The 25,927-nt window shown below is 63.2% G+C and carries 20 protein-coding genes; 7 read left to right on the top strand and 13 right to left on the bottom strand.

The window, feature by feature from the left end; translation table 11 throughout:
- Nucleotide 1: 1 nt before the first annotated feature.
- The 4 genes from VOI35_RS06375 (at nucleotide 2) to smpB (ending at nucleotide 2,563) form a co-directional block, all read left to right on the top strand.
- On the top strand, nucleotides 2–541 hold the full coding sequence (locus VOI35_RS06375) for a TIGR00645 family protein (RefSeq protein WP_407275235.1): 540 nt from the start codon (nucleotides 2–4) through the stop codon (nucleotides 539–541).
- Nucleotides 542–573: 32 nt separating this feature from the next.
- A complete protein-coding gene (locus VOI35_RS06370) occupies nucleotides 574–714 on the top strand; it encodes a hypothetical protein (protein WP_407275234.1) in 141 nt (46 codons plus the stop codon).
- On the top strand, nucleotides 708–1,988 hold the full coding sequence (locus tag VOI35_RS06365) for an MgtC/SapB family protein (protein WP_407275233.1): 1,281 nt from the start codon (nucleotides 708–710) through the stop codon (nucleotides 1,986–1,988). The genes VOI35_RS06370 and VOI35_RS06365 overlap by 7 nt, the downstream gene beginning before the upstream one ends.
- Nucleotides 1,989–2,086: 98 nt before the next feature.
- Nucleotides 2,087–2,563 (top strand): SsrA-binding protein SmpB, encoded by a 477-nt coding sequence (gene smpB, locus VOI35_RS06360; protein ID WP_407275232.1) that lies wholly within the window; start codon nucleotides 2,087–2,089, stop codon nucleotides 2,561–2,563.
- A gap of 66 nt (nucleotides 2,564–2,629) precedes the next feature.
- On the opposite strand, the gene VOI35_RS06355 is transcribed toward smpB, so the two are convergent.
- The 8 genes from VOI35_RS06355 to nirB form a co-directional block, all read right to left on the bottom strand.
- Nucleotides 2,630–3,670, bottom strand: coding sequence for a molybdopterin molybdotransferase MoeA (locus VOI35_RS06355; RefSeq protein WP_407275231.1), 1,041 nt, complete (start codon nucleotides 3,668–3,670; stop codon nucleotides 2,630–2,632).
- Nucleotides 3,667–4,257, bottom strand: coding sequence for a molybdenum cofactor guanylyltransferase (locus tag VOI35_RS06350; RefSeq protein ID WP_407275230.1), 591 nt, complete (start codon nucleotides 4,255–4,257; stop codon nucleotides 3,667–3,669). The genes VOI35_RS06355 and VOI35_RS06350 overlap by 4 nt, the downstream gene beginning before the upstream one ends.
- Entirely contained in the window at nucleotides 4,254–5,108 is an 855-nt protein-coding gene (locus VOI35_RS06345) for a uroporphyrinogen-III synthase (RefSeq protein ID WP_407275229.1), read from the bottom strand. Before VOI35_RS06345 ends, VOI35_RS06350 begins: the two co-directional genes overlap by 4 nt.
- Before the next feature lie 42 nt (nucleotides 5,109–5,150).
- Nucleotides 5,151–5,984 carry a formate/nitrite transporter family protein gene (locus tag VOI35_RS06340; RefSeq protein ID WP_407275228.1) on the bottom strand — a complete coding sequence of 278 codons (834 nt, stop codon included), beginning with the start codon at nucleotides 5,982–5,984 and terminating at the stop codon, nucleotides 5,151–5,153.
- Between the two features lie 92 nt (nucleotides 5,985–6,076).
- Nucleotides 6,077–7,519, bottom strand: a complete 1,443-nt coding sequence (cysG, locus tag VOI35_RS06335; RefSeq protein WP_407275227.1) for a siroheme synthase CysG — start codon at nucleotides 7,517–7,519, stop codon at nucleotides 6,077–6,079.
- A gap of 1 nt (nucleotide 7,520) precedes the next feature.
- The gene (locus VOI35_RS06330) at nucleotides 7,521–10,244 is read right to left on the bottom strand and encodes a molybdopterin-dependent oxidoreductase (RefSeq protein ID WP_407275226.1); all 2,724 of its coding nucleotides are present in this window, start codon (nucleotides 10,242–10,244) and stop codon (nucleotides 7,521–7,523) included.
- Entirely contained in the window at nucleotides 10,241–10,630 is a 390-nt protein-coding gene (gene nirD, locus VOI35_RS06325; RefSeq protein ID WP_407275225.1) for a nitrite reductase small subunit NirD, read from the bottom strand. The genes VOI35_RS06330 and nirD overlap by 4 nt, the downstream gene beginning before the upstream one ends.
- Before the next feature lie 11 nt (nucleotides 10,631–10,641).
- Nucleotides 10,642–13,083 carry a nitrite reductase large subunit NirB gene (nirB, locus tag VOI35_RS06320; protein ID WP_407275224.1) on the bottom strand — a complete coding sequence of 814 codons (2,442 nt, stop codon included), beginning with the start codon at nucleotides 13,081–13,083 and terminating at the stop codon, nucleotides 10,642–10,644.
- Nucleotides 13,084–13,466: 383 nt separating this feature from the next.
- On the opposite strand from nirB, the gene VOI35_RS06315 reads away from it, so the two are divergent.
- Nucleotides 13,467–14,735 (top strand): nitrate- and nitrite sensing domain-containing protein, encoded by a 1,269-nt coding sequence (locus tag VOI35_RS06315; protein WP_407275223.1) that lies wholly within the window; start codon nucleotides 13,467–13,469, stop codon nucleotides 14,733–14,735.
- The gene (locus VOI35_RS06310; protein WP_407275222.1) at nucleotides 14,735–15,334 is read left to right on the top strand and encodes a DNA-3-methyladenine glycosylase I; all 600 of its coding nucleotides are present in this window, start codon (nucleotides 14,735–14,737) and stop codon (nucleotides 15,332–15,334) included. The genes VOI35_RS06315 and VOI35_RS06310 overlap by 1 nt, the downstream gene beginning before the upstream one ends.
- Before the next feature lie 143 nt (nucleotides 15,335–15,477).
- Here the strand turns inward: VOI35_RS06310 and VOI35_RS06305 are convergent, their stop codons facing one another.
- From VOI35_RS06305 to VOI35_RS06295, 3 genes are all read right to left on the bottom strand, one after another.
- Nucleotides 15,478–19,266 carry a DUF748 domain-containing protein gene (locus VOI35_RS06305; RefSeq protein WP_407275221.1) on the bottom strand — a complete coding sequence of 1,263 codons (3,789 nt, stop codon included), beginning with the start codon at nucleotides 19,264–19,266 and terminating at the stop codon, nucleotides 15,478–15,480.
- A gap of 6 nt (nucleotides 19,267–19,272) precedes the next feature.
- Nucleotides 19,273–20,919 (bottom strand): EAL domain-containing protein, encoded by a 1,647-nt coding sequence (locus VOI35_RS06300; RefSeq protein ID WP_407275220.1) that lies wholly within the window; start codon nucleotides 20,917–20,919, stop codon nucleotides 19,273–19,275.
- Nucleotides 20,920–21,018: 99 nt separating this feature from the next.
- A complete protein-coding gene (locus tag VOI35_RS06295; protein ID WP_407275219.1) occupies nucleotides 21,019–23,154 on the bottom strand; it encodes a response regulator in 2,136 nt (711 codons plus the stop codon).
- A gap of 80 nt (nucleotides 23,155–23,234) precedes the next feature.
- Here VOI35_RS06295 and cysM point away from each other — a divergent pair, with 80 nt between their 5' ends.
- A complete protein-coding gene (gene cysM, locus VOI35_RS06290) occupies nucleotides 23,235–24,128 on the top strand; it encodes a cysteine synthase CysM (RefSeq protein WP_407275218.1) in 894 nt (297 codons plus the stop codon).
- Here cysM and purN read toward each other — a convergent pair.
- A complete protein-coding gene (gene purN / locus VOI35_RS06285; protein WP_407275217.1) occupies nucleotides 24,095–24,814 on the bottom strand; it encodes a phosphoribosylglycinamide formyltransferase in 720 nt (239 codons plus the stop codon). The genes cysM and purN overlap by 34 nt on opposite strands.
- 6 nt (nucleotides 24,815–24,820) lie before the next feature.
- The gene (gene purM / locus VOI35_RS06280) at nucleotides 24,821–25,873 is read right to left on the bottom strand and encodes a phosphoribosylformylglycinamidine cyclo-ligase (protein WP_407275216.1); all 1,053 of its coding nucleotides are present in this window, start codon (nucleotides 25,871–25,873) and stop codon (nucleotides 24,821–24,823) included.
- Between the last annotated feature and the right edge of the window lie 54 nt (nucleotides 25,874–25,927).

Below are 25,927 nucleotides of genomic sequence, written 5' to 3'. Positions count from 1 at the left end.
GATGAATTCCTCTGCGCAACCGCCAAGATCCGCATTCAAACAGGTGGAAAGCGGCTTCGAGCACTTCATTTTCGCCAGCCGGTGGCTGATGGCGCCGATTTATCTCGGGCTGGTCGTCGCGATGGGGGTGCTGCTGGTCAAGTTTGGTAAAGAAATCACTCACCTGATCGCGCATTTTTCCAGCATGGACGAAGGGCAGGTCATTGTGGGTGTCCTTACGCTGGTAGATATTTCTTTATTGATGAATCTGTTGATTATCATCATGTTCTCTGGGTACGAGAACTTTGTGTCCAAAATGGATGATCTTCACAGCCACGCGGATCGGCCGGATTGGATGGGCTCGATCGGGTTTTCTGACCTGAAAATCAAACTCATCGGCTCGATGGTGGCCATTTCCGGGATCGAGCTGCTTAAGGCGTTCATGAATGTGGATACGCTCAGTGACCGGCATCTGGCCTGGCTGGTGGGGATTCATGTGACCTTTCTGTTCTCGGGGCTGATTTTCGCCATCATGGAGAAGCTCGGCGGCGAGCATCATTAGGCGAAAATTTTCCGCAGTGGAAACCCGCCCCGGTGGCGGGTTTTTTATTGCCGAATTTTCTGGCAGAGCGCAGATTAGGCGTGGGCGTGGGCGTGGGCGTGGGCGTGGGCGTGGGCGTGGGCGTGGGCGTGGGCGTGGGCGTGGGCGTGGGCGGGAGATCTTCAGGATGTTGACGACGGAAACGCTGGATTTATTGCAGTCGCTGGGCGTGGCCTTGGGGATTGGGCTGCTGCTCGGGCTGGAGCGCGGTTGGCATGAGCGTGCCGCGCCCGATGGGCAGCGGGTGGCGGGTATTCGCACCTTCGGTTTGTTGTCGCTGGCGGGCGCTTTGACCGGCTTGCTCGCACAGCACTGGGGAAGCTGGGTATTCGCCGCCGGAATGCTGGGGGTGGTCGGGCTGCTGTTGGCCGGTTATCGCGCGGCACAGCGCCGCGATCCTTCCGTGGGGATGACCACGGAGGTGGCGGGCTGGGTGGCGTTCATGCTGGGCGCGCTGGTGATTGTGGGGCAGGGGATGGTGGCCGTCGCGGTCGCAGTGGTGGTGATGGTCTTGCTCGGCAGCAAAGCGCGGGTTCATCGGGGGGTGACGCTGCTCTCCGAGCAGGAACTGTTCGCGCTGTTTCAGTTGCTGGTGCTGGCGCTGGTGGTGTTGCCGCTGTTGCCGGATCGGGGTATGGGGCCGTGGCAGGCGTTGAATCCACGGGTGATCGGTTGGTTGGTGCTGCTGTTGGCGGGGTTGTCGTTCATCGGCTACTTCGCCATCCGGGTGTTGGGCGCGCGGCGCGGATTGTTGCTGACGGCGGTGTTTGGCGGGTTGGTCTCGTCAACGGCCTTGACGGTGCTGTTCGCACGCCAGGCGCTGTCGCACCGCGCCTGGGTGCCGGTGCTGGCCGTGGGGATCGTGCTGGCCTCGGCGACCTTGTTCCCTCGGGTCTGGCTGGAGGTGGGGGTGGTCAATCCGCTGTTGGCGGCGGAACTGTTCCTGCCCATGCTGGCGATGATGTTGGCGGCCTATGCCGGGGCTTTTCTGCTGTGGCGGCGGAGTGGGCAAAATCAGCCCGATGCGCCGATCGAGCCGGTGCTGGCCAACCCGCTGGAATTGAAGGCCGCCCTGAAGTTTGCCGCCTTGCTGGTGGCAATCATGGTTGCGGCGCAGGCTTTGCAGCAGCAGGTGGGCAGTGCCGGGGTCTTTGGGCTGGCGGCGGTTTCCGGGCTGGTGGATGTGGATGCCCTCTCGCTTTCGATGGCGCAAATGCAGGCCGCCGGGCAAGTGCCCCTCTGGGTGGCTGAGCGCGCGATCATGTTGACGGTTTGGGTGAACACGGCCAGCAAGATGGGGTTGGCGTTGCTGATTGGTGGGCGGGCGCTCGGTGTGACCGTGGCCTGGGTGCTGATCCCCGCAACCCTGCTGGGGATGGGGGTCATGGTTCTGTTCGCTTTGCATTGAATGCTGCGCCTTACTTTGCTTGCGTGGGGCAGGGGCTCGCGCTAGGCTGCGCGTCCGGTGTGCGGACGACGGCGCGGTTCGATCAGGGGGCGTGGGCGATGAGCAAGGCAAAATCAGGGATGGGCGAGAGCACCATTGCGCTGAACAAAAAGGCGAAATTTGATTACTTCCTGACGGATCGCTATGAGGCGGGCATCGTGCTGGAAGGCTGGGAAGTCAAATCCTTACGGGCGGGCAAGGCGCAGTTGACCGACGCGCACATTTTGTTGAAAAACGGTGAGGCGTTCATGATCGGCGGGCAAATTAACCCGCTGCTGCAAGCTTCCACCCACATTCGCCCAGATAACACACGGATTCGTAAATTGTTGCTGAATCGTCGGGAGCTCAACCACTTGATCGGCGCGGTGGAGCGCAAGGGGTTTACGGTGGTGCCGACGGCGATGTATTGGAAAAATGGCCGCGCCAAACTGGAAATCGCGCTCGCGCAAGGTAAAAAAGACCACGACAAGCGCGCCTCACTCAAAGAGCGCGACTGGCAGCGCGACAAGCAGCGCATTCTGCGTACTTCGAGTTGATGGAGATTATCTCCCGTACTTCTCCCAGTTTTTTCCTGAGATCCTTCTCGCGCGGCGGTTTCGTTGTCATGCCGTGATGATGCGCTGTCCTTGCAGGGCGCATAAGGTCGGCACCACCAGTTCGTCGAAGAGTGCATGCACGGCTTTGGGGCTGCCCGGCAGGGCGATCACCAAATGCCCGGACGCGCTTTGGGCGGCGAATGCCGTGCGGCCGGGGCGTGTCTGGATGCCTTCAAATAACAGTCGCCCCGTGCGTTGCAGGACGCGCCGGGTGAAGTCGTGCGAGCCGACGGAGGTTCCACCGACGAGGATGACCAGATCCGGTTGTTTTGCCAATGCCGTGGTCAGGGTGTGGTGGATCCGGGTCGGGTCGTCATCGACGCGGGCGTGATGGATGATGCGACCCAAATGGCGCTGATCGAGGCTCGATTCGATCCAGATGGCGTTGTGTTCGTACAGGTGCCCGGCGGGCAGCGGCTGACCCGCAGGAATCAGTTCGTTGCCAATCAGGATCAGCGCGATGGCTGCGGTTCGATGGACCGGCAGCGCGTGAATTCCGTGGCGTGCGGCCTGCGCGAGATGTGTCGGGGTCAGTGGGGTGTGCGCGGGCAGCAGGGGGGCGCCGCGGGCGGTGACGCTGCCCACGGCTTCGGCATCTTTGCCGGGCGGCAATTGGGGCAGGCTGGCGCGGAGGGTGTGGCCTTGCCGTTGCGCCCATTCTTGTCGCAAAACCGTGTCCGCGCCTTCCGGCAGCGCCGCGCCGGTTGCGATGCGCACGGCGTGACCGGGCGGGAGCGGGCTGTTTGCCGCCTGCCCGGCAATCAGTTCGCGTTGCACGATCCAACGAGCGCCCGGCTGAACTTCGGCAGCACGCAGCGCATAGCCGTCCATCATGGCGCGGGAAAACGGCGGGAATGGCGTGGGCGCGGTGAGGGGCGCGGCCAGACAGCGATCCCGCGCGGCGCGCAGGGCAACGGTTTCGACCGGGGTGGGCTGGACGCAGGCCAGGAGTCGGTCGAGTGCCTCGGTCAGCGTGGGATCGGCCTGGCTGGCGTGGCAGGGATCAATGACGGGGTAGGGCGGGCGCGGGTCGGTCAGGGGGTTCATGATGGGCTCACGGCTTCGCTCAGTTGCTCGGGCGTGTTGAGATTGGCAAACGCCCAGGCATCGTCGCCCAGCAGGCATACGCTGTAGCGGCCGGCGGTCAGGACGCTGAGCAGCCGATCCTTGGCGGCGGCTGGGCGCTGCGGCAGGCAGGGGCGATGAATCAGGGCGACGGTGGGTTGCAGGCGCTGGCCATCGTGGGCGATGACCACGGCGGCGCGGCTTTGCTGCTGGACTTGCCACAGCGCGGCGGGCCAGTGGGCTTGGTAATCAGGCATGTCGCAGGGGGCGAGCAGCAGCCAATCGTGCCGGGCATGGCGGCTGGCGTGCATCAATGCAGCCGCTGGGCCGGCGTAGGGTTGATGGGGGTGGAAGGGATCGGACACGACGCGATGTCCCCATTGCCGGTATTCGTCGAGGTGGCGGTTGGCGTTGATCAAGACTTCATCGACTTGGCGTTCTAGGGTGCGGATGACCGGCTCGATCAGCCGCCCTTCGCGGTAGGGCATCAAGCCTTTGTCTTGCCCGCCCATGCGCCGACCCGCGCCGCCGGCGAGAATGAGCGCGGTGGTGGCGGGGTAGGGCGTCATGATGGCATCTCGCTCGGGGTGGTTTGGTTCCAGAATTCTGCGAGCGCATCGACCAGCGGCTTCATGAAATACCGGTCGCTCGGCATGACATCCACCCGTACGCCCTGTTCCCGCAGAAAAGCGGCCATCACCGGCCCAATCGCGGCCACGCGCGTGCGGGCGAGCCCCTGTTGTAGTGCGGCGCTGCGTTCGTGCAGTTTGGCGACATTTGCCAGCCGCTGATACTGCGGTTGGCTGGTGAAGGCGAGGGCATCGATCGTGCCGGCGGCGAGTTCGTCGATCAACGCCACGACCGCGCTGGTTTCGGCTTCACTCGCGTAAATGTAGGGCGCGACCGGTACCGGTGTGGCGCCGTGTGCGCGAATTGCGGCTTGCAGCGGAGCATTTTCTTCGGTGCCATAAAGCACGACGCCGACCCGATCGGCGAGGTTCGGTAAGCTGGCCAGTGTAGCGATGACTCCGGCGCTGGTCGGCTCGATGGCCTGAATATTGGGTTGCAAGCCCCAGTTTTTCAGTGCGCGCCCCGGTTTTGGCCCGCGCACGATCAGACGACTGGCCTGGAGTTTGCCGATCAGCGCCTCGGCGAGCCCGGCGCGTTCAGCGGCTTGAACCAGTCGGGTAATGCCCTCGCCGGTCAGGATGATCAAATCCCGGCAGGCGGCGTCGGCAATGAACGCGCGAATCCAGGCGACGACGGTCGCTTGATCCGGCGCATCATGGATACTCACCAGCGGGCAACGCCGCACGCGGGCACCGCGCCGTTCGAACAGGGCGGCGAGCACATCGAGCTGCCGGGATTCGGGCAGGGCGATGGTGCGGCCAAGAAACTGGTTGGGGTTAATGTCTTGCATGGTGTTTCCCCAGATGTTGCGGCGTCCCTGCCGCTCGGACGATTACAGCGACAGTTCCCGCTTGGGCGCAGTTTTGTAGTGGGTGACATACATCATCAACCCGACAAACAGCAGCCCGCCGACCAGATTACCCAGCGCGGTCGGCAGCTCGTTCCACAGCAGATAATCGCCAAAGGTGAAATTGCCGCCCATGATCAGCGCGAACGGGAACAGGAACATGTTGACCACTGAGTGCTCGAAGCCCATGTAGAAGAACAGCATGATCGGCATCCACATCGCGAAAATCTTGCCGATGGCGGAGGTCGAGAGCATGGCGGCCGCAACGCCGGTCGAGACCATCCAGTTGCAGAGGATGCCGCGCATGAAGATGGTGAACCAGCCCGCCGTCCCGTGCGATTCATAACCCAGCGTGCGCGCCATACCGATGTGTCCCACTTTTTCCGCGACGGCGCCCGCGCTGGTGGTAAAGCCGAAGGTGAGAATGAAGGCCATCATGAAGGCGACCGTGACCGCCCCGGCGAAGTTGCCGATGAACACCAGCCCCCAGTTACGCAGCACCTGGCTGACGGTCACCCCAGGGCGCTTATCGAGCAGAGCCAGCGGCACCAGCATGAACACGCCGGTCAACAAATCAAACCCCAATAAATACAGCAGGATGAAGCCGACCGGGAACAGCAGGGCACCGGCGAGCGGCGAGCCGGTGTTGATGGACACGGTGATGGCGAACATGGCCGCCAGCCCGAGGATGGCGCCGGCCATGTAGGCGCGGATCAGCGTGTCGCGGGTGGATAGGCGAACCTTGGACTCCCCGGCATCGACCAGGGCTTTGGCGAGTTCGTTCGGTTTGACATAGTCGGTGGACATTTGCTCGGACATGATGGATTCCTCATATGTAAACGACAGGATGAATGCGTGATGGCGGTCGGTTGTGGTGCATCGGTCGCCTCCTCCCGCAGGCGAGTTGGGGTTCAGGCTGCCTCCGCGAGGCCACAGGCGCGTCGCTGTTCGGATTCCGCACGAAATGCCGGTGCGGCGTCGGGGTTTCCTTCAAACCAGGCGAGTTGCGCATGCAGCGCGGCGACCTCGCCGATGATCAGCAACGAGGGTGAAGCCGCACCGTCGATCAGATCCGGCAGGGTTCGCAGCGTGCCGAGGCGCACACTCTGCCGTGCGGTGGTGCCGTGCTCGACCAGCGCGGCCGGGGTGTGCGCGGGCAGGCCGTGGGCGATCAGGGATTGGCAGATCGTGCGTGTGGCACCGAGCCCCATGTAGAACACTAGGGTTTCCCGCCCGTGGGCGAGGTGCGCCCAATCCAGATCAAGCTGGCCATTTTGCGTGTGGCCGGTGATGAAGCGCACCGATTGGGCGTGGTCGCGGTGCGTGAGGGGAATGCCGGCGAATGCGGCGCAACCGGCCGCAGCGGTAATCCCTGGGACGATTTCAAACGGAATTTGGGCGTTCGCGAGCACTTGAGCCTCTTCGCCGCCCCGGCCAAAAATGAACGGATCGCCGCCTTTGAGCCGCGCGACGATTTTGCCCTCCTGTGCCAGACGCACGAGTAACGCGCCGATTTCCGCCTGCGGTACGCTGTGCGCATCCCGGCATTTGCCGACATAGATACGCTCGGCATCACGCCGTGCGAGCGCCACGATGGCCTCCGGCACCAGCCGGTCATGCACGATCACATCGGCTTCCTGCAGGCGTTGCAGGGCGCGGAAGGTCAGTAAATCCGGCGAGCCGGGGCCAGCCCCGATCAGAACCACCCGGCCTTGGTGGCTGGGGGTGCCCGCCAGTTGCGCGGTAAAGGCGGCTTCCGCCTGCGTGACCTGGCCCGCCGCGAGTTGGTTCGGGATGGCGCTGTCCAAAAAGCGTTCCCAGAAGCGTCGGCGGGCGCCGACTTCTGCCAGGGCGGCTTTCACGGCGGGGCGTTTGCTGCCCATGAAGCGCGCCAGGGCACCGAGGCTTGGCGGCAACAGGGATTCGATGCGCGAACGAATCCAGCGTGCAAGCACCGGGCTGGTGCCCGCGCTGGATACGGCCACGGTGACTGGGTCGCGGTCGATGATGGCGGGCACGATGACGCTGCATTGCGCGGGATCATCGACCACATTGACCGGAATCTGGCGCGCTTTGGCCGCGTCAGCGACGCGGGCATTCAGAGCGGCATCATCGGTCGCGCAGATCACCAGCACCTTGCCGTCGAGTTGGGCTTCGGCAAAAGTCTCGGCGCGATGGATGACCGTGCCGTCATCGAGCTGAGCCTGAATTTCCGGGCTGAGTTCCCGCGCGACAATCTCGACTCGGGCACCCGCTTCGCGTAACAGGGCGAGTTTGCGGGTGGCGACTTCACCGGCACCGAGCAGGAGGCAGGATTGCTGCTGTAAATCGAAAAACAGGGGCAGGTAGCGCATATCAGGCTCCTTGCGCGCTGGGCGCGTCGGTCACAGAAGCGGCCACCGCGTGGGCGGCCAGCAGGGCTTTGAGTTCGGGGATGCAGGCGCCGCAGTTGGTGCCCGCCTGGGTGCAGGCACCGAGGGTGGCGACATCGGCGGCGGGATGTTCGGCGAGGACATCGAGCAGGGTTTGCTTGCCGACGCTAAAGCAGGCGCAGATCACCGGGCCGCGATCGGCGGCACCGGCGCGTTTGCCGGCAAGCAGATCGCCCCGGTCGCCGGCCGAGAGCACGCCTTGGCCGAGCAGTTCGGTCAGCCAGTCGGTATCCGGGGCGCGGCTGTCGGGGGTGATCGCACAGAGGGCGAATAACGCCCCGCCGCGCAGCCAGGCTTGGCGGTAACGGCCGCTGGCCGGGTCGGCAAACGCCAGGATTTCTTCATCGGGCGAAGCCGGGTTGCTGTGTCTGAGCCAGTCGCTTAAGGCGCTGATCGCCGCCGCCGGGGGTTCGGTGCCGGCCAGATGCAGCAGCAGACCGGCGGGACGGGTGACGCGGGCGGCGTAATCGCCCGGCGCGGTCGAAAAGGGGGGGCAGACGGCATCGTGGCGCAACAGGACGAGGCCATACCAGGCGGCGGGGTAGGGTTCGACCCACACCGCTTCCGTCTTGAACTCGGGTTGCCCGGAAACCGGGTCGAGCCGGGGGGCGATCAGCGCGTTGACCAGCCCATCCCGGCTGAAGCCATCGCTCCAGTGCATCGGGGCAAACAGGCTGCCGGGGCGCTGGCCGTCATCGAGCACGACGCGGGCAAGCAACTGCCCTTGCCGGTTGCGAACCCGGGCGAGTTGATGGCCGCGCAGCTTGAATCGGGCGGCATCTTGCGGATGCGTGCGCAGGGTGGGTTCCTGTTCATGGGCGAACAGTTTGGCCACCGCGCCGGTGCGGCTCATGCCGTGCCACTGATCGCGCAGGCGACCCGTGTTCAGACGCAGCGGCATGGCAATCGTCAGGGCGGAGGCGGCACTCTGGGCGCGGATCGGGATCATCCGGGCGCGGCGGTTGGCGGTAAAAAACCGGCCATCAGCAAAGGGTTCTGGCTGGCTGCCATCGGCGTGAATCGGCCAGCGGGTGGGCGGTAGGGCATCGTAGGCCGCACGGTCGAGCTGGCGGAATCCGCCGAGGTCGAGATCCCGACTGCCCGCGTTTTCAAAGGCGGTGAGGGCGGCATATTCCCGGAACACATCCGAGGCGTGTTCAAAGGCAAAGGCAGAACCGAAACCCAGTCGGGTGGCGACATCGCAGAGCACCTGCCAGTCGTGCCGGGATTGCCCGTGCGGCGGCAGAAATGCGCGTTGACGGCTGATGCGCCGTTCGGAGTTGGTGACCGTGCCATCGCGTTCGCCCCAGCCGGTGGCGGGCAGCAGCAGATCGGCGTAGGCGGCAGTATCGGTGCTGCCCACGCATTCGGAGAGCACCACGAACGGGCAGCGGGCGAGCGCCGCCCGCACGCGGTGACTATCGGGCAGGCTGAAGGCCGGGTTGGTGGCGATGATCCACAAAAACCGGATTTTGCCCTCGGCGGCGGCGGCGAATAAATCCACGGCCTTGAGCCCTGGGGCGGTGGCGACCGTGTCGCTGCCCCAGAAACGGCGCATCCGGTCGATATTTTCCGGGGTGAATCCCTGATGCGCGGCGAGCATATTGGCCAGACCGCCGACTTCCCGTCCGCCCATGGCATTGGGTTGGCCGGTGATGGAAAACGGGCCGCAGCCGGGTTTGCCCACGCGCCCGGTGGCGAGGTGGCAGTTGATGAGCGCGTTGCCTTTATCCGTACCGCTGGCGGATTGATTCAGCCCCTGTGACCAGAGGGTGACGGTGCGTTCGGTACGGATGAAGGCAGCGAAAAAGTCGGTGAGTTGTGCGGTGGTCAGGCCGGTGCGTTCGGCCACCCGGTCGAGATCGGCGGCCTCTGCCCAGGCGCTGGCGCGCGCTTCCTCGAATCCATCGACGGATTGTTGAATAAACGCCTCGTTGACTGCGCCCGTCTGGTCGATGGCAACAAGGAGCGCGTTGAATAGCAGCGCATCACTGCCCGGCGCGATGGCCAGATGCTGGTCGGCGATCGAGGCGGTCGCCGTGGCGCGCGGATCGATCACAATGATGCGCATCGCCGGTCGCTCGGCTTTGGCGGCGCTCAGGCGCTGGAACAACACCGGGTGGGCATAGGCCAGATTGGAGCCGACCAGAATCACCAGATCGGCCTGTTCGACATCTTCGTAACTCACCGGCACGGTGTCGCTGCCAAACGCGCGGTGATAGGCCGCGACCGCAGAAGACATGCACAGGCGGGAGTTGGTGTCGATGTTCGCGCTGCCCAAAAAGCCCTTCATCAGCTTGTTGGCAATGTAGTAATCCTCGGTGAGGATCTGCCCTGAAACATACAGGCCGATCGCCTCGGGGCCGTGTTCCGCTACGGTCTGGCGAATGGCCGTAGCGATCCGGTCGAGGGCGCTGTCCCAGTCGGTTGGGACGAGGGTACCCTCGGCGGAGCGGCTGAGTGGGACACTCAGTCGATCTGGCAGATCGACGGTTTCCCCCAGCGCCGCGCCCTTGCTGCATAACCGACCGAGATTGGCCGGATGCGTAGTGTCGCCCGCCACCGTCACGCCGGCCTCGCCGCGGGTGACCAGCACGCCACAGCCGACGCCGCAGTAGGGACAGGTGGTGGCAACCGGCGCGTTCATGCGGACACCGTTTCCTGTGCCGGAAAATCATCCAGCCGGGGCAAGTGTTCGTTGGGGTCGAGCGCCGGCAAGGGCGGGTAACCGATTTCGATCTGCGCCTGATGCAGCCGCACCGGATAACGCGCGGTGCAACCCACATCCGGTGCTACGGCATGCCCGGTGTCGAAACGGATCACCCAGCTATGCAGCGGGCAGGTGACGCCGTTGTCATGCACGATGCCTTGCGACAGCGGGCCGTGTTTGTGCGGGCAGCGGTCTTCCAGCGCGAACAGGTGGTCATCCTGCGTGCGGAAGATGGCGACCGGGGTGCCATGCAGCCGGACGACCTTGGCCGAGCGGCGGGGAATGGCGTCCAGCGCGCCAACGGGGTACCAGGTGGTGTGCATTCGGGTGCTCCTTAGGCCAGATCCAGGACGGGGGCGAATTCGTGCGCTTCTTTGCCTGCGGCGCGTTCGGCCCAGGGGTCGATTTGTGCGACCCGCTGGGAAATCTGGAAGCGCTCGGCCAGCGCCTTGCGTCCCGCTTCATCTTCGAGCAGACGCCGTTGCACATAGGGCAGGCCGACGCGTTCGATCCAGGGCGCCGTGCGTTCGAGGTAGTGCGCCTCTTCGCGGTACAGTTGCACGAAGGCACAGGTGTATTCGATCACCTCGGCTTCGGTGTTGACCTTGCAGAGAAAATCGGTGGCGCGCACCTTGATGCCAGCATTGCCGCCGACATGCAGCTCGTAGCCGGAATCGACGCACACCACACCCAGATCTTTCACCGTGGCTTCAGCGCAGTTGCGCGGGCAGCCGGAAACGGCCATCTTGAATTTATGCGGCATCCAGGAACCCCAGGTCTGGCGTTCCAGCTCGATGCCGAGCGCGGTCGAATCCTGCGTACCGAAGCGGCACCATTCCTTGCCGACACAGGTTTTTACCGTGCGCAGCGCCTTGCCATAGCCATGACCGGAGACGAAGCCGGCTTCGGAGAGATCTTTCCAGACCGCGGGCAGCGCCTCTTTTTGTACGCCCAGCAGATCGATGCGCTGACCACCGGTGATCTTGACGGTCGGGATGGCGTGCCGTTCGGCGACATCGGCAATCGCGCGCAGTTCGGCTGGGCTGGTTACCCCGCCCCAAATCCGGGGGATGACCGAGTAGGTGCCATCTTTCTGGATATTGGCGTGCACCCGTTCGTTGATGAACCGTGATTGCGGGTCGTCCTGATAAGTTTCTGGCCAGGCGCAGAGGAGGTAGTAATTGAGGGCGGGGCGGCATTTGGCGCAGCCATCGGCGGTTTGCCAGCGGAAGTGCTGAAAAATGGCCGGAATGTCGTGCAATTCATGGCGAACGATGCCGGCGCGGATGTCGTCGTGGGTTGCGCTGGTGCAGCCACACATCGGCTTGACGGAGGGCGCGGCAGAGTAATCGCCGCCCAGAGTCGAGGCGAGCAGGTCTTCCACCAACCCGGTGCACGAACCGCAGGAAGCGGAGGCTTTGGTGTGCGCCCGCACCTCATCGAGGGTGAAGAGTTTGTGTTCTTTGATGGCTTTAACGACATCGCCCTTGCAGACGCCGTTACAGCCGCAGATTTCGGCGGAATCCGGCAGGCTGGCGACGCGCGAGTGGCTGCCGCCGTGGCCAGAGTCGCCCACATGAGCCTGCCCGAATAGCAGATGCTCGCGCAGCGCCGTGACATCGGTTTTGTCGCGCATGAGCTGGAAATACCAGGCACCATCGATCGTGTCGCCAATGAGTACGGCGCCATCGACGAGGTTGTTGCGCAGCAGTAGCTTTTTGTAAACGCCCCGCGCCGCGTCGGCGAGCACGATTTCCTCATGCGCCTCGCTGGCGTTGATTTCCCCGGCGGAAAAGACATCCACGCCGGTGACTTTGAGTTTGGTCGAGGTCATCGAGCCGGTGTATTTGGCGATGCCGAACTGCGCGAGGTGGTTCGCGCAGACCTTGGCCTGTTCGAACAGCGGTGCTACCAGCCCATAAGTGGTTTTGCGGTGCTGCACGCATTCCCCCACTGCATACACGCGCGGGTCGTAGGTTTGCAGGGTGTCGTCCACCACGATGCCCTGTTCGCAGTAAATGCCGCTGGCTTTGGCGACATCCATATTCGGGCGGATGCCGGCGGCCATGACCACGAGATCGGCGGGGATTTCACTGCCATCGGCCAGAGTCACGGAGGTGACCTGGGTTTCACCATTGAGCCGGACGGTATGGGCATTTAGCCGAATGTGAATGCCGCGATCGATCAGGGTTTGTTCCAGTAACTTACCGGCGGCGGCATCGAGCTGGCGATCCATCACATGACCATTGCGGTGCAGAACGGTCACCGTCATGCCGTGGCTGACCAGACCCGCCGCGGCTTCCAGACCCAGCAAGCCGCCGCCGATCACCACCGCATGGCCATCGGGTCGGCAAGCGGCCAGCATGGTATCGACATCGGCAATGGAGCGGAACCCGACGACACCCGCCAGCGTATTCCCCGGCAGCGGCGGGATGAAAGCGCGCGAACCGGTGGCGATCAGCACGCGGTCATAGTCGAAGGCGTCGCCCGCTTCGGTCACGGCCTGGCGTTTTGGCCGGTCGATGCGTGCCACGCGCACGCCCTTGAACAGGGTGATGCCGTGGTCGGTGTACCAGGATTCATCGTTCAGGATGATGTCGGGAATCGTCTGTTCTTTCGCCAGCACGGGCGAGAGCATGATGCGGTTGTAGTTGGTGTACGGCTCATCGCCGAATACGGTGATGTCGTACAGATCCGGGGCGAGCTTCAACAGCTCTTCCACCGTGCGGATACCGGCCATGCCATTGCCGATGACGATTAAACGCGGGCGTTTCATAAGGCTGCTCCCAATAAAAAAGGCGTCTTTGCACGCGGGGAACCTCCCGGTGAAAAGACGCCTTTGTCTTCGTATCGTTTGTCTGTGCTATTCAGGGGGATCTCCCTGAGAGCCTCAGTCTCTGCACTCAACAAAGCAAACCCCGTGCCACCTTTATAAATACAACTAAATCAATCGGTTGGTTATTTCTCATGGCGGGCTCTGCCTTGTCGCTGTGCATGGCACGCGCTCCGATGCTCTAAAAAATGGCAAGCCGGATCGGTGGCAAGATCCGGCTTGCTGCCCGCCGAACAATCAGGCGATACTCAAAAAAAAGCGGGCAGAACCGCTGGCCGGCGGGGTTGCCCGCGCGGTACGCGGACGGCGGTAATTCATGGAGTGTTATGACTCAGGCAATTGATTTTTTACACGCGGCGCAACGCAGTGAGCTGGCCGCCCTGCAGCAACTGGTGATCACCGGGGATTGGGTGCGTGCCATCAGCGGGCTGGTGCATGCGCTGCAGCGCGAACGGGGCTTTTCCAACCTGTACTTGACGAGCCCGGAGACTCGCCTCGGCGCTGATTTGGCCGGGATGGTGGCGGCCAGTTCGCAGGCGGAGGATCGGCTGCGACGCCATTGGGACGGTTTTGTCCTGCGTGAAGAAGGCTCTGCGGAGCGGGTGCGACTGCTGCACCGGCTCGCGCTGGCCACGGCGCTGCTCGACAACCTGCCTCGGTTGCGCCAGCGCATTCGTGAGCGATCCCTCGATGTCCACGCGGCGGTTTCCGCCTTTACCCATCTGATCGCCGCGTTGTTGTCGGTGGTATTCGAGGCAGCCGATACGGCGGTCGATCCGGAGATTTCTGCTGCGCTGGTCGCCTTGTTCAACTTTATGCACGGCAAAGAACTGGCGGGGCAGGAGCGGGCAGCGGGCGTGATTGCGTTGGCTCAGGGGCAGTACTCCAGCGCCTGGCATCAGCGGCTGCACTTTCTGCAGGAAGGCCAGGTGCGCGGCTTTGCGGTGTGCGCCGAGTTTGCCGATGCGGCATCCGTGCAGGCACTGAATCAGTTGGAATCGGCTCCGATTAGCCAGGATGTGCAGCGATTTCGTCAGGTTCTGGCGAAAATCTCCGCAGAATCGCCCGTCGATCCGGCGCTCGGGCAGGTCTGGTTCGAAGTCTGTACCCGTCGAATCGATGCCCTGCAAACGGTCGAACAGCGCTTGACCGATTTCCTGGCCGAATTGGGTACGCAAAAAATCGCGCGGGCTACGGCAGCCTTGACGGATCAGCGCGAATGGCTGGATCGACTGGCGGCGCTGGAAGAGCCGGGCGAGTTCCCGACGCTGCGTCTCTACCATGTGCAAGCCACCGAGCTGGATGCCGCTAGCCTCGACCAGCCGGGTAAACTCGTTGGGCGCTCGCTGCTCGATGTGCTGCACGAACGCAATCGGCATTTGCAAACGATGCAGGACGAACTCGAATCGGCACGCCAGTCGCTGGCCGAGCGCAAGCTGATCGAGCGGGCGAAGGGGCGGATCATGGCGCTCAAGGATTGGCCGGAGGAAGAGGCATACCGCTGGTTACGCCAACAGGCCATGTCGCGCGGTGTGAAGTTGGTCGAACTGGCGCAGCAGTTGTTGTCAGACCGCAGCTCAAGGCTGGATGACTGATGAATCCAGAGGCCAAGACCCTGTCGCGTTGCGCCTGGGCGGATCCCCGCAAGCCGGATTACCTCGCCTATCACGACGAGGAATGGGGCGTGCCCACGGTGGATGATCGCCGCCTGTTCGAATTTTTGCTGTTGGAAACCGCTCAGGCGGGATTGAGCTGGTACACGATTCTGCAAAAGCGTGCCGCGTACCGCGCGGCATTCGCACAATTTGATCCGGTGGCGGTCGCCGCCTTCGATGAGGCTACGGTGGCAGCGTTGCTGCAGAATCCGGGCATTGTGCGCCATCGCAAAAAAATCGAGAGTGCCCTCATCAATGCCCGTTGCTTTTTGGCGGTGGCCGAAGAATTTGGCTCGTTTGCCCATTACCTTTGGTCATTCGTCGATGGGCTGCCCCGCCAGAATGACTGGCCGAGTCATGCCGCCTGCCCCAGCGTCACGCCAGAAAGCACGGCACTCAGCCGGGATTTGCAACGCCGAGGGTTCCGGTTCGTCGGTCCGACCGTGTGTTATGCCTACATGCAGGCTGTGGGGCTGGTCAATGATCATGTGCATGACTGCTTTCGCCGGTTGGAAGTCGCCTCATTAGGGCAGCGCTGATTAGCAGCCCGCCGCGACGCTATCGAAGGCCGCACCCGTAGGACATCCGACAGGGATGTCGGAGGGGCCGAAGAGGAGGAACCAGCCGAGTTGAAAAAGGGTAGAAAAGCCCCTTTTAAACATCCTGCTAGATCAGCGTTGCCTCAGTGAAGCGAGAACTGCACCCGGGCGGTGCTGCCTTTGCCTTTCTGGTCTTGCGTGCCAAGGTGCGATGCAGTGAGCCCGACGCGATTCGCTGCGATTCTTCCGGGCGCGGTGAGATATTCCCGTACAGTATCGGCGCGATGATCCGCGAGTTGTTGCAGCGCCTGCGGCGTGATGTCGATGGCGGCCAATAGCCGCTGGCGCATTTCCTCGGCCGGGAGGGTTTTGCTCATTCCGACCAGGTTTTTCGGTTTGTCTTTGAGCTTGGTGTTTTTGTAGACCACGGCGAGCCAGTGCGGCATGTCCTCGGGGGAAATTTCCACGCTATCGATCGGCTGATCCGTGGCTTTGGCTTTGGCTTCTTTGAGTCGATGCAGCAGCGCGCGCTGTTTTAGCCCATCGGTATCTACCGCCGGATCGGCAAAACCGGTGATGTCGAGCTTGAGTTGAGGGCGGTCATTCAGCGCTTTGATCAGGCTATCGAGCTGTTCGGTCTGCGCGCTGCCGAGGGTATCACTACCCGGTTCAAAGGGCAGTACGGCAGGATCTTCAGACCCGCCGCCAAAGGCCGCGCCGAGCAGGGAGAACGGGGCGGTAATCGCCTTGGTGAGTAGATTGACAATCACCTTGACGATGATGCCTCCCATGGAAAACTCAGGATCGGTGAGGGTGCCACTGATGGGCAGATCAATATCGATCACGCCATTGCGATCCTGCAGGAGCGAGACGGCCAGCAGCACCGGCAATTTCGTGGCTTCGGGGCTTTCGACCGGGGTGCCGAAGGTGAGCTGATCGAGCACGATGTGGTTGCTGGCCGTGAGTTCATTGTCTTTGACCTGATAATGCAGGGTGGCCGACAGGCTGCCTTTTTCGATGCCATAACCGGCATAGCGCGCCGCGTAGGTTGAGAGGCGGGTCAGCTCGATGCCCTGCGTGTCGGCGGTGATGTCGAGCGCCAATGGGCGCGCTAGGGGATTGGCTTGCCCCTTGATCTCGACCGGGGCGCTGCCGTCGACCCGGCCGTTTAGGGCGATGCTTGCCTCGTGGGGCTGATCCCAGGCCAGCGCGGAGACAGAGCCGGTGAGATCAGTGACCTTGGCGGAGTAGTTGGGTTTGATGAAGTGGTCGGTAAAGTCCACCTGACCGCCTTGCAGGGCGATGCGCTGCCAACGGATTTTTGGCGGTGGATTGGGGTTCGGGGGCAGTGTGGCTTTTGCTTCGCCGCTCGGCAGTGTTTGCGGCGCGGGGGCGGCCTGGGTGACCGAGCGTGTGGCTTCGTTTTTCTCGGATTTGACGATATCGCTCAAATTCAGATGCCCGTCGGTATTGACGATGATCCGGCCGTAAAACTGGTTCAGTTGCACGCTGCCGAGATCCGCCGACCACTCCGCCGGTGTCCAGCGCAGCCCCATTCGTTGCAGCGAGAGGGATTCCCAACGCAGGAACGGGCTGTTGGTGAGCCGGTCCCGCAGGAAGACTTTTTGCAGGCTGCTGTTCCCGGTAAAACGCGCCTGGGTGGCGGGGGTTTTGTCTGTGCCGCTGAGTTCCAGTGTCCCGTCGGTCGAGAGGGCGGCCGATTGCAGGCGGATATTCACATACGGATTGAGATAAGGCTGAATCGGCGCCAGCTGCAAGTGATCGACCGCAACCTTGGCCTTAAGCGACAAGGGTTTGGGTTGCAGGTTGCCGGCCAGCGAGAGTTTGCCCTGGGTGAGGCTCTGCGCCTGCAGGGTGAAGGGAATCGGGCGGTTGAGTCGAGCCGGGTCGATCTGGTCGGCGGTGAGGTTAACCGTTTTCAGCCCGAGCCGGGTTGGGGGTTGAACCGACTCATCGGTGAGGGTGACGGCGCAGTCACGGCAAACGACTTTCGCCAGCTCGATCTGCGGCCTTTGGGGGGCAGGGGCGGCTGCCGTGGATTCGACCGCAGCGCTGTTGCGTTTACGCTTCGTCTTGGAGACCGGGGCAGCGCGCGCGGTGGAGGCGGGGGTCGGCGGGGAGAATGGCGTCCATTCGCCGCGACGATTGCGGGTGAGGTGCAGCGCCAGTTGGTCGGCGGTGATTTCCCCCACCTGCACGGCCGGTGCGGCCGCAGCGGCCTCGGCCTGAATGCCCGCGATCGTAAGCGTCTGGCAGGCCATCCCAGCGGGTGAAGAGCCACTGGACGCCGGGCCTTGCCGCGGGCGCAGATGCAGATCATTTAGCACGATCCGGCCATTCATCACGCGCCAAGCCGCCGGTTGCCAGCGGGCGCTGGCCTCGGTCGTCAGCGTGGCGGAGGTCAGGTCAACCGGCAGCGCACTGGCCCAAGGACGCAGCCAGTCGGCGAGGTTGAAACGCGTCAGTTGGGTGCGCGTCAATTCGATGCGCGGTGCGGTTCCCCAGGTGAATGCGCCGTTGAGGGCGAGGGTGGCGGGGGTGGCATCGGTGGTTTGTCCGGTGAGCGTCAAGGCCGTGGGCAGCGTACTGCTGGCCGGATCATGCACTTGCACCAGTGTGGCATTGAGTTGCTGCCAACCGTGCGGCTGCGACCAGCCGGGGTGTTGCAGGATGAGTTGCCCTTGGCTTAGCTGGATTTGATCGATCGCCCATTGCCAGGGCGGCGGGGTCGGATTCGCCGGGGCGCTGGTTGATGGCGCGCTCGTTGGCGGGGCGTCGTTGGTTGCAGTTGCGGGGGATTGGCCTGGTGCGTTGGTTGGGGCGGCAGCGCCTGGACTGGGTGAGGGCGCGGCACCGGTTCGCTGTTTGAGCAGCGTGGATAGGTCGATGGTGGTTTGCGGCGTATCGAGTGTGAGCGCAACCAGATGCATCCGGCGTGCGGGCACATCGACTGAGAGCCCGTTCATTTGCACGCGGGCGAGTTGTTGCGTCACGCCATCTGCGGGCGCCGTCAAGGCCAATTGGTCGAGCTGGATCGACCCGTCGATCGCCAGCATGCCCGCAGGATTTGCCGGGTTGGCCTGTTGGCTATTGATCTGCAGGGTGGCACCCAATTGGCCTTGCTGGAGTGTCACCGGTAGATTGGGGGGTAAATAGGGTGCCAGCCCGGTCAGGAGTTTCGCTAAATCAATCCCTTGCCAGGCAAGCGCCACATGCGTCGGGCTGCCCGGAACAAACACCGCGCTGCGCGCCTGCAGTGCCAGCGCGCTGCCATCGACCCGGGCGCTCAAGCGGGGCAAGGCGGGCAGGTATTCTTCCCCGGGGAGGCTGCTCAGGCGGGGCAGGACGAGATTGAGGTCGTCGATGTGGTGGACGACACCGGCCTTGGCATCCTCGAGGAGAATCTGGCCATTGATCAGCGCCGCGTTGTTTACGGAGAACAGCGGCGGCGTGCTCGACGAAGGCGGCGGGGTCGTTGGGTGGGAAAACCGTGCCAACAGCGGGGTGATATTCCATTGCCCGTCCGCTGATTGCGCCAGATGCAGGACGGGATCGACCAGTTGGACGGCATCGAGCACCGGTGCTCGATCCCAGAGGCTGCGGGCGGAGAGATCCAGCACGGCACGGTTCAGACTGAGCACCGGGGCGGCGGTCTCGCCGATCTGCAGTTGGTCGATTTCCACGCGCAGCATCCAGGGAAGCAGCGTGATGCGGCCGATATGGACGGGCGTGCCCAATTGCGCGCTCGCCAGCGCACTCAGCCGCGGCGTCAGCAGGGCGGGCAGCCACCAGCCCAGGGATGTCCAGAACAGGAGCAGCAGGAGGAGCCCGAGCAATCCGCGTTGCCAGCGGCGGGACAAAGGAAGGGGGCGGGTGAGGTGGTGGCTGAAAGCGGGTAGGGTCAAGCGCATGACGCGTTATCGGGCGATGCCCTGCCACAGTTGCCGCGTGGTGGGTTCTGGCGAGAACGGATTGTGGATCAGTTCCGGTTTGCCTAGGTAGAACCCTTGTCCCCAATCCACGCCCATGTCGGCGAGACATTGGGCGGTCGCTTCGTCGCCGATGAATTCGGCCACGGTGGTGAGTTCCATATCGCTCGCCATCTGCTGGATATGCTGGACGATTTTGCGCGCCTTGGGGTTGGTGGTGACATGCCGCACCAGTTCGCCCTCGATTTTGAGGAAGTGGAAAGGCAGATCGAGCAGGTAGCGATACGAGGAATAGCCACTGCCAAAATCATCCAGCGCGAGCCGGAGACCGAAATCGACCAGAGGTTTGAGGCTGGTGAATGCTTCGGCGATGTCATACACCAGCTCGCGTTCCGTCATCTCGATGACCAGTGGTTTCACTTTGCGATCGCCCGGTTGATCCGGGTGGGTGCAACCGCAGGCGGTCATGGCGGTGACGATGACATCGTCGATCAGCTCGGGATGACGCAGAAAATCACCGGAGATGTTGACGAAATGGGCGCGCGGCAACGAAAAATGGCTGGTGACGCAGTAATTGATCGTTTGCTTGATGATGCGGTGGTCGATACGGTGCGCGAGTTGCAAGGCGGAGGCCGCCTCGATGAACTCGCCGGCCGCGATGATGCGCCCCTCCGGCGTGACCATCCGGGCGAGGGATTCATCCGCCACGATTTGCCGGGTTTTGAGATCGACGATGGGTTGAACCGCCGCCAGAATGCGTTCTTCCACCAAAGCAGTTTCCAGGGTGCCGCCGGTGATGTAGATCGACGGGCGGCTCAAATGCTGCGCGTCGATACTACGGTTTCTGCCGGCGCGTTTGGCCTCGTACACGGCGGCATTTACCTCGGTAAGCGGATCGCGCGCCGCATCGTGGCTGTGTTCTGCGGCAAAGCGCGTGAACCCCACGCTCAAACTGAGTTGACCGCCGGGTAAATTGAGCTCTTTCGCTAGGGGCAGGGTATGCGCGATGTGATTGAATTGATCGGCAATCTCTGCGGTTCGGGCAATCAGGGTTTCCGGCACCAGCGCCATGAATTCATGGCCGCTCCAGCGGGCGAGCAGGACTTCAGGCGGGAGTTGGCGACGAAACGCGTGCCCGAGTTCGTGGATCACGCGATCGCCCGTGTGGTAGCCGAGATAATCGTTGATGATCTTCAGCCGGTCGATGTCGATCAGGACGAGCGCGCCTTTGCCGCGTTGGCGCTTCATCCCGATCAGGCTGAGCATCTGGCCGCGTTCCATCAGCCCGGTCAGTGCGTCCAGCGGGACGCCCGCATGCTGCGGTGCGGGTAGGAGTTCGAGGCAGCGACCGCCGTCGCTCAAGCGCGTGCAGCGCAATTCGAACGCCTGTTCGCGCGCGGAGTCCGGGTGCGTTCGCACGGCGAGCGGGCTTGGGGTGTTGAAATCGTCCGGCTGGACGGGGCGGCCATTTGCCCGGGCGAGCGGTTTCAAGGCGGCTGAGAGGCTGAGTGGCTCGCTGCGGGGCAAGCCCAGTATCTGCCGAGCCTGGTCATTGATGAACACCAACACATTCTGTTCATCAATGACCAGCACCGGATGGTTCAGCGCGGCAAGAATTTCATTAGAAAGTGCCATCCGGGCAATGTTCCTTGTTCAGCGACCATGCGGGAAGTCAGGTGCCCAAGCATATAAAGATTATTGGACAGCCATCTGACGAAAATTTTTATTATTGCGTTAAATTTTTAATGGCTTGCGTTGTGCAGCGCAATGCCGTTCCCGCAAGGTCTGATCGATGGTGTGGACGAGCTGGGTTTGAAGCTGGGAGACATACACGGGGTCGAATGTGCTGCTGCCGAGTTGATCTTCGAGCTGCCCGGCCAGGGTCTGTAGCTGGCGTGCCTGGCAGCAGGCGGCTGCGCCGCGCAGTTTGTGCGCCAGATGCCGCAGTTCGCTCGGTTCATCGTGCGGTTGCAGCAGGTGTTGCCGATAGATGGGCAGCTCGTCACAGAGCAGGGCATCGAGCACCTCATCGGTTTTGATCTCCGCCAGCGGTTGGGCGGGGGGTTCCTGCAGGGTCGGTGCAAAAAACTGGCTGATCGCATTGATGAGTTCGCCGAGCGAAATCGGTTTGCCGAGCACCATGTCGGCGCCGGTATCGAGCAGGGCTTGATGCACGGAGGTCTGGATATTTGCGGTGATCGCGATGATCGGCGTGTGCAGATGGCGGGGCTGTTTACGCACCATGCGGACAATGCCCGTACCCAGAATGTCCGGTAGGTGCATATCGGTCAGGATGAGATCGAGATCGGCATGTTCGGCGGTGGAAATCCCGGTTTTGCCATCGGCGGCGATGAGGACATCCACGCCGAGTTGTTTGAGCAGGTTGATCAGGTGCGCCCGGTAAATGCGGTCATCATCGATCACCAGGGCGGTGCGGCCGCTGAACGAGGGCAGCCCCGGCGTGGCGGCGCGCGGCGCGGACTGTGGCCGTGTGGCCGGGATCACTGGCAAGGGGCTTTGGGCATGCACGATCCGCGGTAACAGGGTTTGCAGCACCCGCTGGCGAATAAACAGCGGCAGGGTGAATTCCGCCCATTCCAGCGGTTGTTGTGGCCGGCCGCGCAGGGAGAGTTGGCTACACAGGCCGATGATGCGCGTGTTTTTCGCCATCTGGTTAAACCAGCCGACATGCGCCGTACTCAACACATGCCATTGGGCGCTGTCGAGAAACAGGCAATCGAGCGGAGGATGGGCGCCCCCACTCTGGTTGATCGGGTCGAGCACGAGATCCGCGCCGAGCGCGGAGAGCTGGCCGCGCCACGCCTGGGCATGCAGCGTGGATTCGGTGAGAACGGCACAGCGAACCCCCTCCAGCCAGGGGTGCTCCGGTTGATGCGGGGTGAGGATATGTGCCGGAAATTGCAGCCGGAAGCCGACCCGGTCGGCCCGCGTGGCGCCCTGCGTCAGACGGCCGTTCAGGAGCGCGGTGAATTGATCGATCAACCACAGGGAGAGCGCATTGCCCATCAATAAGGGATTATCGGGCGGGCGGCGGGCATCCTGTTCGGGGGATCGTTCGCCGAATCCCTGTCGCCCTGCGGGTGGACGGCCATCGATGATGAGTTCGAAATGGGGGATGTCCGTTGCAGCAGTTTGATCGGGCTCACATTCCAGCAGCGTGACACAGCAGTCGGTCAGGTTGGGTTCGACCAAAAGCTGCATCAGCAGGTTATCGAGCAGACGGCGAAGTAACCGGGTGTCCACTTCGATGTGCTCTGGCATATCCTGGAAACAGATGTACTGAATCAGCCCGACCCGAGGTTGTGCGGGAATTTGCCATTCGGCCACCACATCTTCGATTTGCAGGCGGATATCCGTCTTGCGGGGCGTGGCTTTGAGCCGTCCGGTGGTGGCCTCGTAGTAATCGAGCACATTTTCCACGGCGAGCCGCAGTTCCGCATTGGCCGCGCGAATGATGGCGAGTTCCGGGGTGAGCCGTTCGTGGATGCCGGCCTGTTCGTTGGTTACGGCCAGGGCATCCGTGGCGGCGCGGATATGGCCGAGCGGGGTGATCCAGTTCTGGTTGATTTCCGCAATCTGCTGACCGGAAATGCGCGCCATCCGCCGAAAATCTGGCCGGGTGTGCCGGGTTTGCCATTGCCACCAGAGGCCAAGCCAGAGCAGCAGCCACAAGATACCGCAGCCCAGCGAAATCCATGGGCTGCAATGGGCTGGCAAGAGTGCCGAGGCGACGGGCAGACCGAGGACAACCCCCAGCAACAACGGCCAATGCGCCGTGAACTGACCCGATAAGGCGCGCCAGCGGGCTGGGCGAGCGAGCGAGCGTAGATCAGCGCTGGGAGGAAGCATGCCTAGAGTCTATCCATGAGATCGAGCGGGCGATTATGCGACAATTCGGTGACTTCTACGATAACCGATGGATTCTTCACATGCAGGTACACGATTTAGCCGATTGGGTGGGGAACACGCCGCTGGTACGCATCGCGCGCCTCGCTGGGCTGGGCGCGGGCACCGTCTTGGCCAAGTTGGAGGGTAATAACCCGGCCGGGTCGGTCAAGGATCGTCCGGCGCTGCACATGATCCGTTCGGCGCTCCAGCGCGGGACGATTCGCCCCGGCGATCGGCTGATCGAGGCGACTTCCGGCAATACCGGCATCGCGCTGGCGATGGTGGCGGCCACCCTGGGGCTGAAGATGACGCTGATCATGCCGGACAACATGTCGCTGGAACGGCGGCAATCGATGGCGGCCTACGGCGCGGAGCTGATTCTGGTGCCGAAAGCTGCCGGGATGGAAGGCGCGCGGGATCTGGCAACCCAGATGGCGACGCGCGGTGAGGGCGTGGTGCTCGATCAGTTCAGTAACGCGGATAATCCGGCGGCGCACTTTGCGACGACGGGGCCGGAAATCTGGCGCGATACCGAGGGACGGATCACCCATTTCGTGTCGGCGATGGGCACGACCGGAACGATCGTGGGCACAGGGCAGTTCCTCAAATCGCAGAATCCGGCGGTGCAGATTGTCGGCGTACAGCCGGCCGATGGGGCGCAAATTCCCGGCATTCGGCGCTGGCCTGCGGCCTATCTGCCGAAAATTTATCGGCCTGAGGTGGTGGATCGGGTGGTGGACATCGACCAGCCGACGGCCGAAGAAACCACGCGCCAGCTCGCACGCCGGGAAGGGATTCTGGCCGGGATTTCTTCAGGGGGCGCGATGGCGGTGGCGCTGCGCATTGCCCAGGAAAACCCTCTAGCGGTCATCGTCACAATCGTCTGTGATCGGGGCGATCGTTACTTATCGACCGGGGTATTTCCGGCGGCTTGAGCGAGCGGCGTTGGGGACGCGACGGGCAGGGTATCGGTTTCCCGAACTTGAACGGGCGTCCGGCGACCGTCCCGCCAAAGTGCCTGTCCGGCGTCAAACCGCACCGCGCCGTCGATCAACAGCCGCAGCGCCTCGGGATAGATGCGGTGTTCCAAGGCATGCACCCGCGCCTTGACGCTGTCGGGTGTATCGGCGGCGGTTAAACCGAGCACCCCTTGAATGATCGGCGGACCCGCATCGACCGTGGGGGTGACAAAGTGCACGGTGGCGCCATGTTCGGCATCGCCCGCCGCCAGTGCGCGCGCATGGGTATCGAGTCCGGGATATTTCGGCAGCAACGAGGGGTGGATGTTGATCAGCCGCCCGAGAAAACGGGTCACGAAGCCTTCGGTCAGAATGCGCATAAAACCGGCCAGGACGATCCAGTCTGGCTGTGCGGCGTCGATGCGTTCGGCCAGTGCGGCATCGAAGGCGGCTCGATCCGGGAATGCCCGGTGATCGATCCATGCGGTCTCAACCCCCGCCGCGCGCGCGCGCGCCAGACCATAGGCATCGGCGCGGTTGCTGAGAACGCACACCACCTCGGCTGGCAACTGGCCGTCACGACAGGCGTCGAGGATGGCCTGAAGATTCGAGCCACTGCCCGAGATCAACACGCACAGGCGTGCCGGTGCTGGTTGCGCCATGACGGGTTAGCGGTAAACGACGGCGTCGCGGCTGCCGCGTGCCTGCATCTCGCCCAGCACCCAGGCGGCTTCGCCCGCCGCCCGCAAGCCAGCCAGCGCCTGCTCGGCTGCATCGGCGGCGACGATCACGACCATGCCCACACCCAGGTTGAAGGTGCGCCGCATCTCGGTGGTGGGTACGCGGCCAGCCTGTTCGAGCCAGCCGAAGATTTCAGGCGGTTGCCAGCTTGCGGTATCAATCACGGCGCAGAGGCCATCGCCATAGACGCGCGGCAGGTTGTCGGTCAGCCCACCGCCGGTGATGTGCGCCAGGGCATGGATCGGGGTCGATTTGCGCAGCCGGAGCACGGTTTTGGTGTAGATCCGGGTCGGGGCGAGCACATGGTCGATGAAGGGGCGGCCATCGGCGAGGGGGGCGGAAAAATCGGGGCGGGCGCGGTCGATGATCTTGCGAATCAACGAGTAACCGTTGGAATGCGGTCCCGAGGAGGGTAAGGCGATCAGCACATCGCCTGCGCGCACCTGGCTGCCGTCGATCATCTCGCTGCGTTCGACCACGCCCACGGCAAAACCGGCCAGATCGTAATCGCCGGAATGGTACATTCCGGGCATTTCGGCCGTTTCTCCGCCGATCAGCGCGCAGCCGGCTTGCAGGCAGCCTTCCGCGATGCCGGTCACGACCCGCGCCGCCACTTCGACCTCCAGTTTGGCCGTGGCGTAATAATCGAGAAAGAACAGCGGCTCGGCACCGGTGACCACGATGTCATTGACGCACATGGCGACGAGATCGATCCCGATGGTGTCATGCCGCCCGAGGTCGATGGCCAGGCGCAGCTTGGTACCGACGCCATCCGTGCCCGAAACCAGCACCGGGTCTTTGTAGCGATTGCCCAGCGCGAACAGGCCGCCAAACCCGCCCAGACCGCCGATGACTTCCGGCCGCTGGGTGCGCTTGACGGCTGGTTTGATGCGCTCGACCAGCGCATCGCCCGCGTCAATATCCACCCCGGCGGCGGCGTAGGTTAATGGCGTGTCATCGGGAACGGCAGGCTGCGTCATGGTGATCGGCTTCTCGTCAAAGGGGCTAGCATTGTACCTCAAGAGCAGGGTGCG

This window comes from Halothiobacillus sp. DCM-1 (genome assembly GCF_045689735.1).
Classification (GTDB): domain Bacteria; phylum Pseudomonadota; class Gammaproteobacteria; order Halothiobacillales; family Halothiobacillaceae; genus Halothiobacillus.
This window is presented reverse-complemented; position numbering and strand designations above follow the sequence as displayed.

Bases quoted from the DNA above. Each gene is read 5' to 3' on its own strand.
- VOI35_RS06375 (WP_407275235.1), top strand. From the start codon at position 2: ATGAATTCCTCTGCGCAACCGCCAAGATCCGCATTCAAACAGGTGGAA.
- VOI35_RS06365 (WP_407275233.1), top strand. From the start codon at position 708: ATGTTGACGACGGAAACGCTGGATTTATTGCAGTCGCTGGGCGTGGCC.
- smpB (WP_407275232.1), top strand. From the start codon at position 2,087: ATGAGCAAGGCAAAATCAGGGATGGGCGAGAGCACCATTGCGCTGAAC.
- VOI35_RS06355 (WP_407275231.1), bottom strand. From the start codon at position 3,670: ATGAACCCCCTGACCGACCCGCGCCCGCCCTACCCCGTCATTGATCCC.
- VOI35_RS06350 (WP_407275230.1), bottom strand. From the start codon at position 4,257: ATGACGCCCTACCCCGCCACCACCGCGCTCATTCTCGCCGGCGGCGCG.
- VOI35_RS06345 (WP_407275229.1), bottom strand. From the start codon at position 5,108: ATGCAAGACATTAACCCCAACCAGTTTCTTGGCCGCACCATCGCCCTG.
- VOI35_RS06340 (WP_407275228.1), bottom strand. From the start codon at position 5,984: ATGTCCGAGCAAATGTCCACCGACTATGTCAAACCGAACGAACTCGCC.
- cysG (WP_407275227.1), bottom strand. From the start codon at position 7,519: ATGCGCTACCTGCCCCTGTTTTTCGATTTACAGCAGCAATCCTGCCTC.
- VOI35_RS06330 (WP_407275226.1), bottom strand. From the start codon at position 10,244: ATGAACGCGCCGGTTGCCACCACCTGTCCCTACTGCGGCGTCGGCTGT.
- nirD (WP_407275225.1), bottom strand. From the start codon at position 10,630: ATGCACACCACCTGGTACCCCGTTGGCGCGCTGGACGCCATTCCCCGC.
- nirB (WP_407275224.1), bottom strand. From the start codon at position 13,083: ATGAAACGCCCGCGTTTAATCGTCATCGGCAATGGCATGGCCGGTATC.
- VOI35_RS06315 (WP_407275223.1), top strand. From the start codon at position 13,467: ATGACTCAGGCAATTGATTTTTTACACGCGGCGCAACGCAGTGAGCTG.
- VOI35_RS06310 (WP_407275222.1), top strand. From the start codon at position 14,735: ATGAATCCAGAGGCCAAGACCCTGTCGCGTTGCGCCTGGGCGGATCCC.
- VOI35_RS06305 (WP_407275221.1), bottom strand. From the start codon at position 19,266: ATGCGCTTGACCCTACCCGCTTTCAGCCACCACCTCACCCGCCCCCTT.
- VOI35_RS06300 (WP_407275220.1), bottom strand. From the start codon at position 20,919: ATGGCACTTTCTAATGAAATTCTTGCCGCGCTGAACCATCCGGTGCTG.
- VOI35_RS06295 (WP_407275219.1), bottom strand. From the start codon at position 23,154: ATGCTTCCTCCCAGCGCTGATCTACGCTCGCTCGCTCGCCCAGCCCGC.
- cysM (WP_407275218.1), top strand. From the start codon at position 23,235: ATGCAGGTACACGATTTAGCCGATTGGGTGGGGAACACGCCGCTGGTA.
- purN (WP_407275217.1), bottom strand. From the start codon at position 24,814: ATGGCGCAACCAGCACCGGCACGCCTGTGCGTGTTGATCTCGGGCAGT.
- purM (WP_407275216.1), bottom strand. From the start codon at position 25,873: ATGACGCAGCCTGCCGTTCCCGATGACACGCCATTAACCTACGCCGCC.